General features: G+C 65.2%; 16 protein-coding genes. 6 read left to right on the top strand and 10 right to left on the bottom strand.

Annotated features, from left to right (window positions below):
* Window positions 1–22 precede the first annotated feature (22 nt).
* From Q8N19_RS02425 to Q8N19_RS02415, 3 genes are read right to left on the bottom strand one after another with little or no spacing between them, the layout of a single operon-like run.
* Window positions 23–889 (bottom strand): hypothetical protein, encoded by an 867-nt coding sequence (locus Q8N19_RS02425; RefSeq protein ID WP_305588042.1) that lies wholly within the window; start codon window positions 887–889, stop codon window positions 23–25.
* A complete protein-coding gene (locus Q8N19_RS02420) occupies window positions 886–2028 on the bottom strand; it encodes a DNA cytosine methyltransferase (protein WP_305588041.1) in 1143 nt (380 codons plus the stop codon). The genes Q8N19_RS02425 and Q8N19_RS02420 overlap by 4 nt, the downstream gene beginning before the upstream one ends.
* Window positions 2021–2236 (bottom strand): hypothetical protein, encoded by a 216-nt coding sequence (locus Q8N19_RS02415; RefSeq protein ID WP_305588040.1) that lies wholly within the window; start codon window positions 2234–2236, stop codon window positions 2021–2023. The genes Q8N19_RS02420 and Q8N19_RS02415 overlap by 8 nt, the downstream gene beginning before the upstream one ends.
* Before the next feature lie 97 nt (window positions 2237–2333).
* Here Q8N19_RS02415 and Q8N19_RS02410 point away from each other — a divergent pair, with 97 nt between their 5' ends.
* Both Q8N19_RS02410 and Q8N19_RS02405 read left to right on the top strand, forming a co-directional pair.
* Window positions 2334–2921 (top strand): hypothetical protein, encoded by a 588-nt coding sequence (locus Q8N19_RS02410; RefSeq protein WP_305588039.1) that lies wholly within the window; start codon window positions 2334–2336, stop codon window positions 2919–2921.
* Window positions 2827–4644, top strand: coding sequence for a hypothetical protein (locus tag Q8N19_RS02405; RefSeq protein WP_305588038.1), 1818 nt, complete (start codon window positions 2827–2829; stop codon window positions 4642–4644). Before Q8N19_RS02410 ends, Q8N19_RS02405 begins: the two co-directional genes overlap by 95 nt.
* 97 nt (window positions 4645–4741) lie before the next feature.
* On the opposite strand, the gene Q8N19_RS02400 is transcribed toward Q8N19_RS02405, so the two are convergent.
* The 3 genes from Q8N19_RS02400 to Q8N19_RS02390 all read right to left on the bottom strand — a co-directional run bounded on the left by Q8N19_RS02400 (window position 4742) and on the right by Q8N19_RS02390 (window position 8405).
* Window positions 4742–5650 carry an ArdC family protein gene (locus Q8N19_RS02400; protein WP_305588037.1) on the bottom strand — a complete coding sequence of 303 codons (909 nt, stop codon included), beginning with the start codon at window positions 5648–5650 and terminating at the stop codon, window positions 4742–4744.
* Between the two features lie 71 nt (window positions 5651–5721).
* Window positions 5722–6033 (bottom strand): DUF736 domain-containing protein, encoded by a 312-nt coding sequence (locus Q8N19_RS02395; RefSeq protein ID WP_305588036.1) that lies wholly within the window; start codon window positions 6031–6033, stop codon window positions 5722–5724.
* Between the two features lie 395 nt (window positions 6034–6428).
* Window positions 6429–8405, bottom strand: a complete 1977-nt coding sequence (locus tag Q8N19_RS02390; protein ID WP_305588035.1) for a ParB/Srx family N-terminal domain-containing protein — start codon at window positions 8403–8405, stop codon at window positions 6429–6431.
* Between the two features lie 316 nt (window positions 8406–8721).
* On the opposite strand from Q8N19_RS02390, the gene Q8N19_RS02385 reads away from it, so the two are divergent.
* Window positions 8722–9882: an IS110 family transposase gene (locus Q8N19_RS02385; RefSeq protein WP_305588034.1), complete on the top strand. Its 1161-nt coding sequence runs from the start codon at window positions 8722–8724 to the stop codon at window positions 9880–9882.
* Window positions 9883–10236: 354 nt separating this feature from the next.
* On the opposite strand, the gene Q8N19_RS02380 is transcribed toward Q8N19_RS02385, so the two are convergent.
* A complete protein-coding gene (locus Q8N19_RS02380) occupies window positions 10237–10689 on the bottom strand; it encodes a response regulator (protein ID WP_305588033.1) in 453 nt (150 codons plus the stop codon).
* Between the two features lies 1 nt (window position 10690).
* On the bottom strand, window positions 10691–11737 hold the full coding sequence (locus Q8N19_RS02375; protein ID WP_305588032.1) for a sensor histidine kinase: 1047 nt from the start codon (window positions 11735–11737) through the stop codon (window positions 10691–10693).
* 261 nt (window positions 11738–11998) lie between these two features.
* Between Q8N19_RS02375 and Q8N19_RS02370 the strand changes: the two genes are divergently transcribed.
* From Q8N19_RS02370 to Q8N19_RS02360, 3 genes are all read left to right on the top strand, one after another.
* A complete protein-coding gene (locus tag Q8N19_RS02370) occupies window positions 11999–12355 on the top strand; it encodes a response regulator (RefSeq protein ID WP_305588031.1) in 357 nt (118 codons plus the stop codon).
* A gap of 670 nt (window positions 12356–13025) precedes the next feature.
* Window positions 13026–13550, top strand: a complete 525-nt coding sequence (locus tag Q8N19_RS02365) for a helicase (RefSeq protein WP_305588030.1) — start codon at window positions 13026–13028, stop codon at window positions 13548–13550.
* Window positions 13551–13554: 4 nt separating this feature from the next.
* Entirely contained in the window at window positions 13555–13779 is a 225-nt protein-coding gene (locus Q8N19_RS02360; RefSeq protein ID WP_305588029.1) for a hypothetical protein, read from the top strand.
* Window positions 13780–13848: 69 nt separating this feature from the next.
* Here Q8N19_RS02360 and Q8N19_RS02355 read toward each other — a convergent pair whose 3' ends face one another.
* Window positions 13849–14061: a hypothetical protein gene (locus Q8N19_RS02355; protein WP_305588028.1), complete on the bottom strand. Its 213-nt coding sequence runs from the start codon at window positions 14059–14061 to the stop codon at window positions 13849–13851.
* Window positions 14062–14081: 20 nt separating this feature from the next.
* Window positions 14082–14345: a helix-turn-helix domain-containing protein gene (locus tag Q8N19_RS02350; RefSeq protein ID WP_305588027.1), complete on the bottom strand. Its 264-nt coding sequence runs from the start codon at window positions 14343–14345 to the stop codon at window positions 14082–14084.
* Window positions 14346–14374: the final 29 nt, after the last annotated feature.

Raw genomic sequence — 14374 nt, 5'->3', positions numbered from 1 at the left:
GCCGAAAAGGGAGGGCGGGCTCTTAGACACGGCGGATCGGCGTCATGTCTGAAGCGCTGACCACCTGGCCGCCACGGCGAATGGTGGTTCGCCGGTGAAGCTCTTCGCCGGCCGCAGCGATCTCGAAGTCCACATAGTTCACCTCCTCCGGCCAACCGGCGAAGCCGGCATGAAGCGCGGCGAGAAATTCGACGGCCTCAAGTGGCTGAGCTCTGGCGAGCGGCTGCGCGGCGTAGGGAATGCTCGACGGGAACACGTACACGCAGGGCGGCGGAGTCTTGAATGGGCCAACGGGCGTGGTGCGCTCGCTGAGGTCGGTGTGGAGTCGTTCGAGCTTGGGGCAAGGCCGGCCAATTGTGCCGCAGACCATGTCCCAGACGATCAAACCGTCGACCCTTTGGTGCTTCAGGATCATCTCCGCTGAGAGCCGGGTGTGGATGCCGGACCAAGCGTTGTGGCGAGGATCGGCCCCCGGGCTCAGACAAAGGCTCCAGATCACGAATTCATCGGCATCGGTGGGTCGCTCGAAGATGTTGGTGTTGTTGCCGTCCAGGCAGCCCTTCAGGACGATGACCGCTAGGCGCCCGCTGTTCAGGCGAACCTGGAAGTCGTGGCGCGCGCCACCCTTTGATGGGTCCCAGCCGGCGATGAGCCGGCCATCTTCCAAGAAATTCAGGATGTGACGCGTGAACTCCCGCTTAGCGCGGGTCGTGCCGACATATTCTCCGCGAAGCTTTTCGACGGCTCCCCGAAGGACTCCTGAGTTGTAGAAGTCCTTCTCTTCGAGCCCGTGCTCACCCAACAGGTGGGCCTCGGTCCTGAGGGTCTCGGCAAAGCTCTCGATAATCGCCCGCAGGCGATCATCGCGAGCGCAGGGAATAACGGTCACGCCACATCGCGCAGCGGCGCGGCCTGGTTGATGATCGTCTCGAAAATATGCTTCGCGAGGTGCCGCACGACCGGCACGGCGACGCCGTCGCCGGTCAGGTGATAGGCTTCGTTGTAATTCCGCGGGAGCTTGTAACCGTCGTCCAGCCCCATCAACCGCGCCGTTTCACGCGCTGAGATGAGGCGTGAGCGCACCAACTCACCATCGATGACGACGATGACTTGCCGGCTGGATCCGCCAGCCGGAGTCCGGAGACACCCTGAAACGTCATCGAACCGCACTTCTGCGCGCTGCACCTTTGCGCCGTTGTGGTTGACCCGCGTGCGCTTGTAGACGCCGCCGACCATCCGGCGGCCGGCCTTCTTCGCGGCTTCGACTTTCTCGGCGTTCACGGTCGACATCATGGCGAGCAATTGCTTGGTTTCGGCTTCGGTGTGCCATTCCACGCTGTCGGGATGTTCCTCTATGATATCAGCGAAGGCCTTGGCCCGTCGTTTCGGCTTGGGCAAGTTCCACCAAAGGAACTTCCGCCTCAGCGCCTCGGGCAACTGTTCGACAGCCCGCTGCAGGCTGCGTGTGTGGAAAGGCGCTACGGGGCCGCTCGCCAACAGGTTCGGATCGATCGCGATGTCGTCGCGAACGCCAATGACGAACAGGCGGGGCCTAGATTGCGGCACGAAAAGGTCAGCGTTGATCACCAAGGCGCCGGCCCTGTAACCCGCCTTTTCGTAGGTCTGGCAGATCGCTTCGAAGTCCTTGCCTCCATGCGACGTTAGCGTACCGCAGACATTCTCCAGCGCGATGATCGTCGGCGCACGACCGTCCTCAATCAGGGCCGTCATCACGTCCCAGAAGGGATAAAAGGTGCCAGAACGCTCGCCCTTAAGGCCAGCGCCGCCGCCGGCGAGCGAGAGATCCTGGCAAGGAAATGACGCCCAAACCAAGTCAGGGACACCAGGCAAGTCCTCCAAGGTGACCTGGCGAACATCGCCCACCTTCAGTTCACCCTTGCCGTAGTTTTCGCGGTAGGTGCCGCCCTTCTTGTGATCGAAGTCGTTGGCAAAACGGCAGGTCCACCCACGCCCTAACCCGCGGCGGGCCATTCCGCCGCCCGCGAAGAACTCGTAGAAGTCAGCCATGGTGACGCCGTGCCTCGGTTGGGGCGGTCAATTCCGCGGCTTCGCGTTCAAGTTTTTCTTGGATTGCTTCGGTTATCCAAGTGTTACGCGAGATATTGCCGGGGCGCTCGGCGCGGCGTGCATCGATCGCGTCGAACGTCTCTCCGGGCAGCCGCAAATTGATGCGGTCCAGGCTTCGCACGGTACTGGTTTTCGAATCATCCAACATGGCGCCATGGTGGCGCCACACCGGCGCCGCGTCGACTGCTGTTTCTATTTTGTTCCCAATGAGCCTCGCGGGTCAAGACGAGGCCGGAGACGGTCCAATGGCCCCGCAGCGCAGCTATCCCGTGGAGATCGTAAGGCAGCTCGATGCTGCCCGCCTCGCATCGTATGACCCGGAAGAAGCCGATCGCGGTGAAGAAGATGGCTTCTACGGCAATCAGCATTTCAGGGATTTGCGCGGTGTGGCTTGGGATCAGGTGGCAGAAGCGTTGATCCGCGAGGCGGCCCTCTTCCAACGCTTCTCAGACGCTGACGACGTGGACGACGAAGCCGAACTCTATGAGGAAGAGCGCGGCGAGGCGTTTCTGCCGGAAGATGATCTCTGGGGTCTCGACATTGGGGTGATCGCGGCGACGCTCGCGCTGTCTGCTATGGGCTGCACCACCGTCAGCAGTTGCAACGCAGGAGGCTTTGGGGGGCAGCACGTTGCCGCATTTCCCTACATCGCGTTCTTCCTGCCGAACGGTCGCGTCGGGGAGGTGCTGACGTTCGCCGAACGTGCAGGCGTAGGCGTAGATGCCGTGGATGGCGGGATTGCGCGCCTATTCGCCGATAACGACTTCGGGCTGCACGCCTTCGCGAAAGCCGCGCTCGATCATTATGGTTTCGGCGTGTCACCTGGCCCATAGCGAGATGCTGGCCGCGAAATCGATCGCTGACGAATTGGAGTCACTTGGCCGGGCGGAACTCGACGACCTGACCAATTTCCTGGCTGGCCAATCAGACTGGATGTGCGGCGGCCTGCTGATCGAGGCCTGCCGCGCCATGGACCATGTCCAGGTGATGCAGGGCTTCGGCCGACCGGCGGGCGAATATCTCCCGGCACCCGACTTCGATCTCCTGACGCGCGGGTGGAATGTGCTGTTGGGGCTGCTCTTGCCGCGCGTAGGCAAATTCACCGGCATCCCGATCGCCGAGAGCACAGAAGAATCGCGCCATTTCGTCTTGAGTTTGATGCACGCGGCCGGGCGCTACGTGATGCTGACGGATGCGGCCGAACGCATGCGCAATGGCATGGTGGAGGGCACAGCGACCGCGGAGGGATTTGAACTCGCAATCAGCGAACCGACCTTGGTCGACTTTTTCCACGACCAGGTGGACCGCGCCCGTCTGGTTGAACTCCAGTCCAAGTTTAGGGCTGAGGAAACGTCGCCCGACGGGCCGGCCGGCAGCGCGTTGCGAGCCGAGATGGCCGAACAGGTGTTTCCCTGGGAACTGCCTTGCGGTGTGATGATCGGCTACACATCGACCCGCAATATTGACGCGGCATTCCTCAATTTCATCGCCGACTCGGTCCTCGACTGGCGCGGTGATGCAGGCATCCACCCCGACGCCAAATTGGAAGGCTGCACCGGCGCAGACCTGGTCACCACGGCCCACATGCTGCTCGGACGCTACTTGCAGCACGTCATCTATGTCGAGGAAGCACGGAAGCGCTTTCCCGACGTCAACCACGCCATGAGCCTGACCATCTGGAAAACGAGATCCGAACTCATCGCGGAACTTGTCGCCATTGGCACACCCCGCAAGCTGGCGGCGGCGGTAATCGAGATCGTGACGGTGAAGTCGGGCGACGCAGCCTTCTTTCTCAAGGAGCACACGCCGAGCTTTCCGATGCTGATCGAGATCGCTGATGGCTATCTACTGATGCCTATCAGCGCAATCTTCCGAAATCCCTTCAAACACATCCGCATGCTGCGCGAAGCGGCGTCGCAGGCGATGCTAAATTCCGTCCGGGTCCATCATGAACGGTGGATGGCCGACGACCTCTGCTCGCTGTTCCAGGGCAACCGCTACCAACGTATGCCAGGCCAAACCAAGCTACGGACTAAAGGGCGGGTTATCACTGACATCGATGCTGCGCTCTTCGACTATGTGACCGGCGAACTCGTCCTCTTTCAATTGAAATGGCAGGATTTCGCCTCCAGCAACCTCCGCACGCAGAGGAGCAAGGCCAAGAATTTCGTTGAGAGCGTCGAGAACTGGGGACGCCAGGTTACCAGCTGGTTGGAAGAGCATGGCGTCCCGGAGCTGTGCCGTGCGCTGAAAGTTAAGCTGCCCGCGGGGGAGCTGCCCAGAACCGTACGGCTCTGGGGCGTCGGGCGGTCAAACGCCCGTTTTCGCAGCCTAGGCTATGAAGGTGGGCCTAGCGTCCTTGTGCTGACCTGGCCCCAACTCATTCGTCTCCGTTACGAGATTGGCCCGGGCGCTGACGTGTTCACCCAGATCGCCGAGCGGGTCCTCTTGGAAACCAGTCAGCCGATTGCTCGCTCGCCGATCCCGTATGTCATGACCTCGCGAGGCTCGCAGATCGTTTTCAAAGACATCTGGAGCAGCCTCGACGAACGATAGCGTAAGCGATGATCCGCCGGGCGAAGTGGACGTCACTAAGTTCCTCCGAGTCAAAGCCTCCGGTTGCGGCGAGCGCCTGAGCGCTCGCCGCGCACGCTCAGGCCGCGATCGTCACGGTCTGCCGCCGATGCAGGAAGTCCGCCGCGCGCTGTGCGTGCGCGGCGGCCGTGAAGATGAACCGGCGGTCGTCCTTCAGCACCTTCAGCCAGCTGTCGATGTAGCTGGCATGATCCGGCCGGGGCTCCAGTTCCAGTCCCAGGTCGGCGCAAAGGAAGGCCGCGCCCAGTTCGGCGACCAGCTCTTCGCGAGCGTAGCCGTCGTCACCCCAGCGCTTGCGGCCGAAGTCACGGTCGAGCCGGGTGGGATGCCGGGTCCAATGGGTGCATTCGTGGGCGAGGGTCGCGTAGTAGGCCTCCGGGTCCTCGAAGCATTCGAAGGGCGGCATCTGCACGTGGTCGGGTCGCAGGGCGTAGTAGGCCTGGTTGCCGCCGTGGCGGATGTCGGCGCCGGTCGCCGCAAAGAAGGCGTCGGCATGCTCGATGCGTTGGGCCGCGTCGAGCTGGGGCTCCGCCACGGCGTGGAACTGCGCGGGCAGGCCCTCGACCTGGTCGACGTTGAAGACGGTGTAGGCCTTCAGGAACGGGATCTGGCGCTCGACGTCCTCGCCGTCGTCGCCCGCTTCGGTGCGGGTGATCCGGTTGGCGTAGACCACGGTCGAGCCGTGCTCACCCTTGCGGACATGCCCGCCGAGCGCCAGCGCCTGGCGGAAGGTGATCCAGATGGGCGCCGTGAAGCCGCGGGCGACAGATTCTGCCCAGAGCAGGATGACGTTGATGCCGCTGTAGGGCTCGCCGGTGGAGCGCAGCGGCCGGCTGATCTTCCCGGCGAGGTGCTCGGCGGACCAGGGCTTGGTCCAGGGGCGCACGCCGTTTTCGAGGTCGGCGACGATGGCGTTGGTGACCCGGCTGTAGATGTCCGGGCGCGAGGTCTCGGATGCGCGCGTCATGGCGGCCTCCCGTGATGTGAGTTTTTGGGGAGCGGCGCCCCGCCGGCTGCGGCGGGGCGCTCCGCGGGAGGTCAGTCGGCCTGGCGGCTGCGCGACCAGATCAGGCTGTAGCCCTCGTCGGCGTCGACCAGGCTGGCGTAGATCGGAGCGTGGAAGCTCGGGTCGTCTAGCTTGACCGAGAGATAGGCCCGGTCCTCCTTGGAGGTCTTCATCCAGGCGGCGCCGAACTCGGTCTGGCCGGAGAAGATGCGGAAGTCGGGGGCCTGGTCGTTGGTCTTCTCGAACTTGCGGAAGGTGGCCTTCTTGACGTCGAGGGTCAGGGTCTTGATCGAGCCGTTGTAGTTGCCGGCGTCGTCCTTGGTGAAGGTGCCGATGGTCGCCATGGTGAAGTCTCCTGGTGTCTCGGACCGCGCCCATCGCGGCCTCGATGGCGATTTCCAGGACGAGGGGCGCTGAGCGCCGCAGCCGCAGGCCCGCAGCGCAGCGGAGGACGCCGGCGACGACTTGTTTGTCGCGCGAGGAATGGCGCCGCAGGCGCCAGGGGAAAGAAGTCGGGAGCCGGCGTTGCGGCGATCAGCGGGGCCGGTACGGCCTGAACCCCTCGGCCCTATCAGGCCAGAGAGGCGGCATGGGTCGGTGCGAAACAGGCGGCTTTGAACCTGACGACCGGGACCATTCTCCACGCGACGGATCACAGCACGCAGCAGAAGGGCCGCCCGCCCGCTCGGCGAACGGCCCCAGGTCAGAAGAAAAGAGGCCGCGAACTGCGGCCCCGCCGCTAGGCGGCTTGTTCGGTCAGCACCGGCGCCTCGGCATGGACCTCAAGCTCCACGGGGATCGGCGCGCGAAGCAGGCTGGGCAGCCACCCTTTCCCCACCAGCAAGGCCTCGGCCTCTGACGCCATATCGGGCTTCTTCAAGCCGCTAATCCGCTCGGCCGCCTCGTCCGACACCGCCTCCCGCACCGCCTCGGTGATCCTCGCCTTGGTGACCCGCCCCAAGTAGCTCGTCACGGTTGGCGTCCAGTAGCCGGTCATGTCGAGACCCACCGCCTCGGCCAGGCGGTCGGCATGCGCCCACGCTGCAGGTTTGCGGTCGAACGGCGTGCGCACCGCATTGACCGTCAGGCTGGCGCAGTGCGCCAAAAGGTCCAGCAGGTCCGTGGCCGCGAGCCCCTGCACGAAAGCCCAGAGGTCCGCCGCCGACTTGGGCAGGCGCACCGCCCAGCGTTCATGACGTTCTGCGATGCTGCGCCCGGCGCGGGTGTCGTCGATGCCCGGCGCGTGCCCGTCGAGGTAGGCGGTGACACCCTTGATCTCCAGGCAGGAGGCGCGGTCGTAGGGCGGGTAGAAGGCGAACAGCGCCAGGCTGTGAACCACCGCCGACAGGGCGACCGTCGGGCTGGCCCCTAGGGCATCGCGCAGCGCCAAGGTGCGCTGCGCGGTGAGGTCCAACACCAGCCGCTCCGACCAAGGGGCGCCCGCGTCCTCGTCGGCCTCGTCCGTAGCGTCCTCCTCGGTCGGCGCGCCGTGCGTGACCGAGCCGCCAGCGTCTTCGCTCTCGGGGTCCGGCTCGGGCGTCGGGACGTCTTCGGGCCGAATTAGGCCGCGCTCGATGCGGGCCACGCCATCCTGGCCGAGGATCACGAACACCCCGCCGCGCGCGATCTCCTCGGGGTCGAACGCGGTCCCATCGCCGAAGGCCTCCAGAGCCGCGTCGATCTCGGCAAAGCGCGCCGCGATCTCGGGCGGAAGCTCCTCGACTGCATCCCACTGGCTCACCAGGGCGTCGTATTCCTCGGAAAGCGCCGCCATGCTGGCCGCCTCGTCCTCGGGGCGTTCGACCGGGTGCGGATAGACCCGCCCAAGCCCTAGCGCGCGGGGGTAGTCGATGTGGGCCTCGGCCCACTTCCACGATTCCCTCTGCCGCACGTCCTCAGCAATCCCGGCCAGCTTCTCCGCGACCAGCCGGTCCAGCAGGGCCGGGTCCTCGAACCAGCCGCCGCCGTCCTCGGTGAAGAGGTCGCGCAGGATGGTCCCGCCCGCCTCGCCATAGGCCTCGGCGCCGACGAAGATCGCCCGCCGGTCGGTGGCCGATACCTTGGCCTCGGTCATGGCGCGGCGGATCAGATAGGGCGGACGGTGCGAGCCCAATTGCTCCAAAGCCTGCGCCTGCCGCGCATGATCCTCGCTAACCGCGAAGGCCATCATCTGGTCCAGGTTCAACTCGCCCGCCCGGTAGAGCGCCATCAGGCCGGGGTTGACCGCGCCCAGCCGAAGCCGCTGACGCACCACCTGGGCCGACACCCCGAACCGGGCGCCGATCTCCTCCGCCGACAGGCCGCGCTCGTCACTGAGCCGCCGGAACGCCTCGAACTGGTCCGCCGGGTGCATGCCCGCGCGGGTGACGTTCTCGTCCAGGCTGATCTCGTGCGGATCGTTGCTGAGGTCCACCACGCAGCGCACGGGCTCGGTCTTCTTGATCCGCTTGCGCTGGGCCAAGAGGCGCAAGGCTAAGCGGCGCCCCTCGCCGATGGTGACCAGATAGGCGCCGGTGGGGGCGCCGTCCGCATCCGTCTCAGGCTCGACCACAGGCGCCTGGAGGACGCCCTTCGCCGCGATGCTGGCGGCGAGCGCCTCGATATCCGCTTCCGCGTGTGGGGTCCGCCGCGCGTTGCGCGGCGACTTCTTCAGCTTGTTGAGCGGCACGTCGATGATGTCGCCGTCCTGATGGATGACTTCGATCTGCTGGGTCATGGTCCTGCTCCTTTGGGGCATGGCTGGCAGGCGCAAGGCGCGCCTGCAGCCTTGCCCGTCGGCGAGACCGGGGGTGCAAGCGGCGGGGCGGCTTCGCGGGGAACCGGCTGCAGGGCTGCACGTCCTGCGAACTGGCCGGTCCTGCCCAGCCCGAAGCTGGGCGGAAGCCGATCCGAAGCGCGCCGGGGGCGGAGCCCCAAGCCACGGCCGCGGGCCAGCGCGGCGTAAAGAGAAGATCCCATGGGTCGGGGTAGCGCTCCGCTCGGCCGCCGGCAGAGTGAGGTCGCTGTACCAACCACTCGCTGGAGCCCGCCTGATGCACGAACACCAATCGCAAGACCAAACCGTCATTCGCACTGATCTGGGCGCGATCTTCGTCTCGCTGGAACTCAGCCGTTCAACCTGGCTGATCACCTCTCTGTCGCCGGGCGCCGGCGAAAGGCTGTCCAAGCACTCGGTCTCGGCGGGCGATGTAGGCGGCTTGCTGGCGCGGCTCGCTCAGCTTCAGCAGAAGGCGACCGCTCGTCTGGACAGAACCTTCCCGGTCATCGCGATCCAGGAGGCTGGCCTGGACGGGTTCTGGATCCATCGGGTCCTGGGGAGCGAAGGCATTGAGAGCCATGTGGTCGACGCGGCGTCGATCCTTGTGTCGCGCCGCCGGCGCCAGGCGAAGACAGATCGGATCGATGGGGAGACGCTGGTGCGGACGCTCTTGGCCTACAAACGTGGTGAGCCTCGGGTGTGCTCGATGGTCAGGCCGCCGTCGCCGGAAGAGGAAGATCGGCGACGCCTCTGCCGCGAGCGGAAGACGCTGCTTGCCGAGCGCATCAAGCACACCAACCGGATTAAAGGATTACTCTGCGCCCAGGGCGTCTTCGACTATGACCCGCTCCTGCGCACCCGGCGCGCCCGGCTGGATGATCTACGGACCGGAGACGGACGGGCCTTGCCGGCCCAGTTGAAGGCCCAGATCAGCCGAGAACTGGACCGCATCGAGTTACTGATGAACCAGCTCAAGATCGTCGAGGCGGAGCGGGACGCCCTGCTTGAGCCCGCGAGCGAAGCAGCGCCGTCGCCCGCGCGGATGCTGGCGCAACTGAAGGGCATCGGTTCTCAAGTCGCCACCGTGCTGTGGTCGGAAGCGCTCTACCGTCACTTCGACAATCGACGACAGGTGGCGGCCTACGCCGGCTTAGCGCCGACACCCTGGAAAAGCGGATCAATCGATCATGAGCAGGGCGTCTCAAAAGCCGGCAATCCGCGCCTGAGGACGACGATGATCCAGGTGGCTTGGCTGTGGACACGTCACCAGCCTGACTCGGCGCTAAGCCAATGGTTCTTCGAACGGGTGCAGCGCAACGGTGGCCGGATGCGAAAGGGGACGATCGTCGCCTTGGCGCGAAAGCTTGTGGTGGCGTTCTGGAAGTATGTGACCAGCGGTGTCGTCATCGAGGGCGCTGTTATGCAAACCGCGTGACAGCTCTCTATCCTATCCCCAGGGCCTGATCAGTCCTGACGGATCCAGGCGGGCGGACCGATTGCAGCCATGGCCCAAACCAGCCGCAGATGAAGACTGGTCCCGCCCACCTGAGCCCACGTCCATCGAATGCGGGAAGTTGGTTCGGCCGCCGCAACGCGGCCACCGGATGTGAGGTTGATCTGGCCTTGATGGCCAAGTCGGATGAGCGGGCTCAGATCTTGGATTCCACACGGGACGCGGTTGGCCCGCTGGCGCAGTTTGCGACAGGAACGCGACGGGATATCGACCCTCGTCGGAGGCCACGGGCCCGCCGCTCGACGGCCCGCGGGACGCCTCGTCACGCAGCTTCCGTCACCGCACCGTATACGTCTGGCGGTTGTCGAAGACCTCCAGCCCAGCGGGCCGCGGTAGCGACTCGTCGCCCGCGATGTGACGCAGGAGGTACCGAACCGCCTCGATCATGTGCTCGGGGTGGTAAGGCTTTGCGAGCGACCCGATGGCCACCGCCTTCGCTGCGCGCGCCTTCTCTTCCTGGCCGCTGATGAACAGCACCGGAATGCCCATGAGTTTGAGCTCGCGAGCCAGACCGATCCCGTCATCACGGCCATGCAGTTCAATGTTCACCAGTGCGAGGGCAGGCTTGCACGCCAGCGCCGCGGCCTTCGCCTGCTCGACTCGATCTGTCAGTTCAAGGACATGAAACCCCGCATCCCTGAGTTCATCCATGAGGTTCATGGCCGGCAGAATGTCGTCCTCGACGATCAGCAGCGTCGGACTGGTCGGCGACGTCGTTGCAGTGTTCATCCTAGCTTTCATTGACTTTGGCCACGGGCGCGGCCCCGTCGTCTTCGCGGCCGTCTTCGTCAGCGACCAGCACGATCTGGGTGTGTGCTATCGCCACGTGGGTTCCAGGGTTTCCGGGCGTGGTCTCGACCACCGCGCGCAATTGCTGAGCCAGCGCGCCGACGATGCTTGTCCCCAATCCTGTGCGAATCAGCGAGGGAGCGGTCGGCATCCCGACGCCGTCGTCCATCACCGTCAGCGTCCAGTTCGGTCCTCGGAACCCGCAATCGACCCGGATCTCGCCTGCGCGCCCCTCGGGAAAGGCGTGCTTGAGGGCGTTTATGACCAGTTCGGTGACGATGAGGCCCAGGCTCACGGAAACCCGCGCATCGACCACGCCGCTGTCTCCGGTGACGAAGAGGCGGATCTGATCACGGTCGCTGATCATCGAGGCGCCGATGCTCTCACACAGCTCCTCGAAATAGGCGCGCAGTTCCACCCCCTTCTCGCCGGTTAGGCTGAGCAGGCGTTCCAGGGCCGCGACCGACATCACCCGGTTGTGGGCGTCGCGCAGGTGGGCGCGCGTCTCCTCCGATGTCGTCTTCCGGGCGTTCTGCAGAAGGACGCTGGCGATGATCTGCAGGCTGTTGGCGACGCGGTGGCGAACCTCCTGAAGGAGGACCAGGTTCTGGCGGAGGGCATCGTCGCGAACCTTTTCGTCGGCGCGGGCGTCCGTGACGTCGGACGCCGCCACCAGCAGCCGGTCATTCCCGAGATCCAGATAGACGAGGCGCTGGGCGTGGATGACGACGCAGCGGGTTTCCCGCTGCGGACGCCGCAGCTCCATCTCATAGGCCTCGATTTCGGCGACGCCCGACGCCGTAGCCTTGAGCAGGGTGTGCAGGGTGGGCACGTCCCACTCGCCATCGCCGAGGCTGGTCATTGGCCGTCCGAGGGCGGTCGGGCCGTCGACCCCATAGGTGTCGGCGAACGATCGGCTCATGGCGACGATGTTGAGACCGCCGTCCAGCAGCAGGAGCGGACCGGGCGACGACGCGACGACCGCCAAGGTCAGGCTCAGAGCCGAATCTTCGGATGTAGTGGGTGGCGGGGCAGTCAAGCTGACCCCCTTTCTATGACCTGGAGGCTCCCGACGCGAAAGCCATCTCCAGTAAACTTGGGCTTATTCGGCCTGTCAGCGGCCCGCTATATTAGGCCTAACAAGCCATCGATCAAAGGACCGTTCCGGAGAATATCAGATTTATTATTCCGACGCTTAGCACGAAACTTCGACTTCTGCTCGGAGTTTAGGCCGAGAGGTTGCAACCACATGAAAAAAGTCTTGCTCGTCGAAGACGAAGTGCTCATCGCGGCGGGCGTGGAAGAGGCGCTTCGCGACAATGGGATCAGCGTCTGCGCGGCGCATTCGAGCGGCGAGGCGCTCTGTCGCCTCGAGGCCGAGCCGCGCACATTCTCTGTTCTGGTGACCGATATAAACCTGGGGTCGGGAGCCAGCGGTTTCGATGTGGCGGCCACCGCCCGCATCCTTAATCCGGGAATCCAGGTCGTCTATATGACCGGGAGATGCGAGAACATCGAGGCAGCGGGGATGCAAGCCCTGACCTTCCTAAAGCCCTTCGACGCAGAAGACCTCGCTGATCAAGTCCGACAGATGTTGGTCGGCTAAAGGCCCTCTCGGTCCGGATGAACCGTCTAACGTCGGCGCCGCGACGCCGAGAGGCGACGGCTTGACACCAAAATCCCCATGTGAGGCTGCAAGGAGCCTGCGCGTCGAAGACGCTGCACGGCGGGACGCGCCGTCGAGCGGCCGGCGGCGCCAGAAGGCGCCCGCCAGGGGCGGACCCGCAGGAGCCGCGGGACGCGGCGGGACCGAGCACGCCCGCTGGCCGCTCTCCGAATCCAGGGCGTTGCGGGGTATCCCCGCTCGAAGGGGTCGGACGAGACGCCGACGGCTCGGCCGCAGGGGAAGGCTTTCCCCTTCGTGGAGCTACGTCTCGAGCCTTAGGCGAACACCGGGGCCGCCCTGATGGAGTTCATTCGGCCCCAGGAAGATCACCCCCGCGTCTTGGAGGGCCCGCTGCACCGCATCCACGTTGGTAGCCGCGCTACGCCCAGGACCCTGCTGCCCCTCCATGCGCACAATGGTTGGCAGGGACAGCCCGGAGGCCTGCGCCAATGTCGGCTGGCTCCAGCCCAGCAGCGCCCGGGCTGCGCGGATTTGGGCCGCAGTCAGCATCCGATGATAATTTTCTTATCGTGCATGTTCATTATGTATTGACGCCAACCCGACGGGCGATGATCATAAACTGATCATAGGTGATGATTGAGTTTACGTCATGCACTCACGTCGACAGACGGAGAGCGAGCACGCGCGTCTGCCCGCGCTCTCCCGGCGGGCTGTCCTTGCAGGCACGTCAGCGGCCGTTCTGCCCGCGCCGATGCCGGCAGCCTCGCTGGCGGCCGCCGCAGCGATCAGCGACGGCGCGAAGCCATACCGGCGCTGGCTGGCCATCAATGCAAAAATCGAACGGCTGCAGACGCGCTGGGCGAAACTGGAGACCTGGCTTGTGCGGGAGCATTCCTGGTTTCAGCTCACGCCCGCCGAGCAGCAGGCTCTGCCCTGGGCCAATGAGTTGCGCGACATCGACGGCTGCCTTGATCTGCTGTTCGAGCAGCGCGAAGCGATCTTGGAGACCTTGCCGACCCATGGATCGACCACGCTGGAGGGGGTCGCGGCCAAGCTCGAGGTCATCGAACGGCTCGTCGAACGCGACGACCACCCCGAGGCCCACGCGATGATCGCCGGGGCGCGACAGGACTTGGATGCATGGCTGCGCAGGCCTCGGCAGCCCACAGGTTAGCCCCATGAAAGCCGGCTTGGAGGAAGCGCTCGCCTACCTGCTGGACCTGCGGCTGCGATGCCGGGGGAACCCGGACGGCACGGCAATCGTCGACCGTTGCCTTGCGCTGCTGGCGCAAGCGGAAACGGCAGACGCCGCCGAGTTGCAACAGCTGGAGGCGGAGATCGAAGCCCTTCGCGTCGAACTCGCCGACAGGTTTGGACCACCGCCGGGATTTGCCCGCCACTGATCGCATGCCTATCCGGCCGGCGTTGCCCCGCGATCCAGCGGCGTGAGCGGGATCAAGTCTCTCTGCTCGCTAGTGCTTCGGCTGTGGCAGGAGCATCGCCGCGACGGTCTCCGACCACAGCGTCAGGATCTCGGCCTGTTCCGCATCGGTCTCACCGACGGTGTCGGCGAACACTTTCAATAGGCGTGCAAACTCATCGGTCGTGGTGACGCCCGAGGCCTGAAGGACGCTGGCGACCAGGGCCACCATCTTGCCGTGCGCGCAGACGAGGTCCCGATCCATGGGCCTATCCCCGCAAAGGGTCAGTCGCGCGGGCGGCGTCCGCTGCGCAGGGGTTGCGGCTTGGCCGCCTCAGGGTCCGGCTCGGCGAGAAGGGCTGCGACCGGCACGCCGAGCGCCTCGGCCAGGCGGTCGAGCAGATCGACGGAGGTGTTGCCCTGTTCCCGTTCAAGCTCGCTCACCCAGGCTCGGTCGACTCCAGCGTCGGCCGCCAGCCGCTCCTGCGAAAGCGACTTAGCGGTGCGTAACGCCCGTAGATTCCAAGCCAGAAGCGCCCGTCCCTTCATGGAAGAACGGGGACACTTCTGTCGTCAAT

This window comes from Phenylobacterium sp. (assembly GCF_030693405.1).
GTDB lineage: Bacteria > Pseudomonadota > Alphaproteobacteria > Caulobacterales > Caulobacteraceae > Phenylobacterium.
The sequence above is the reverse complement of the archived record's forward strand: the minus strand, read 5'-3'. Positions and strand labels throughout refer to the sequence as shown.

Coding starts and splice junctions, on each gene's coding strand:
- Q8N19_RS02420 (WP_305588041.1), bottom strand. CDS start 2,028: ATGGCTGACTTCTACGAGTTCTTCGCGGGCGGCGGAATGGCCCGCCGC.
- Q8N19_RS02415 (WP_305588040.1), bottom strand. CDS start 2,236: ATGTTGGATGATTCGAAAACCAGTACCGTGCGAAGCCTGGACCGCATC.
- Q8N19_RS02410 (WP_305588039.1), top strand. CDS start 2,334: ATGGCCCCGCAGCGCAGCTATCCCGTGGAGATCGTAAGGCAGCTCGAT.
- Q8N19_RS02400 (WP_305588037.1), bottom strand. CDS start 5,650: ATGACGCGCGCATCCGAGACCTCGCGCCCGGACATCTACAGCCGGGTC.
- Q8N19_RS02395 (WP_305588036.1), bottom strand. CDS start 6,033: ATGGCGACCATCGGCACCTTCACCAAGGACGACGCCGGCAACTACAAC.
- Q8N19_RS02390 (WP_305588035.1), bottom strand. CDS start 8,405: ATGACCCAGCAGATCGAAGTCATCCATCAGGACGGCGACATCATCGAC.
- Q8N19_RS02385 (WP_305588034.1), top strand. CDS start 8,722: ATGCACGAACACCAATCGCAAGACCAAACCGTCATTCGCACTGATCTG.
- Q8N19_RS02380 (WP_305588033.1), bottom strand. CDS start 10,689: ATGAACACTGCAACGACGTCGCCGACCAGTCCGACGCTGCTGATCGTC.
- Q8N19_RS02370 (WP_305588031.1), top strand. CDS start 11,999: ATGAAAAAAGTCTTGCTCGTCGAAGACGAAGTGCTCATCGCGGCGGGC.
- Q8N19_RS02365 (WP_305588030.1), top strand. CDS start 13,026: ATGCACTCACGTCGACAGACGGAGAGCGAGCACGCGCGTCTGCCCGCG.
- Q8N19_RS02360 (WP_305588029.1), top strand. CDS start 13,555: ATGAAAGCCGGCTTGGAGGAAGCGCTCGCCTACCTGCTGGACCTGCGG.
- Q8N19_RS02355 (WP_305588028.1), bottom strand. CDS start 14,061: ATGGATCGGGACCTCGTCTGCGCGCACGGCAAGATGGTGGCCCTGGTC.
- Q8N19_RS02350 (WP_305588027.1), bottom strand. CDS start 14,345: ATGAAGGGACGGGCGCTTCTGGCTTGGAATCTACGGGCGTTACGCACC.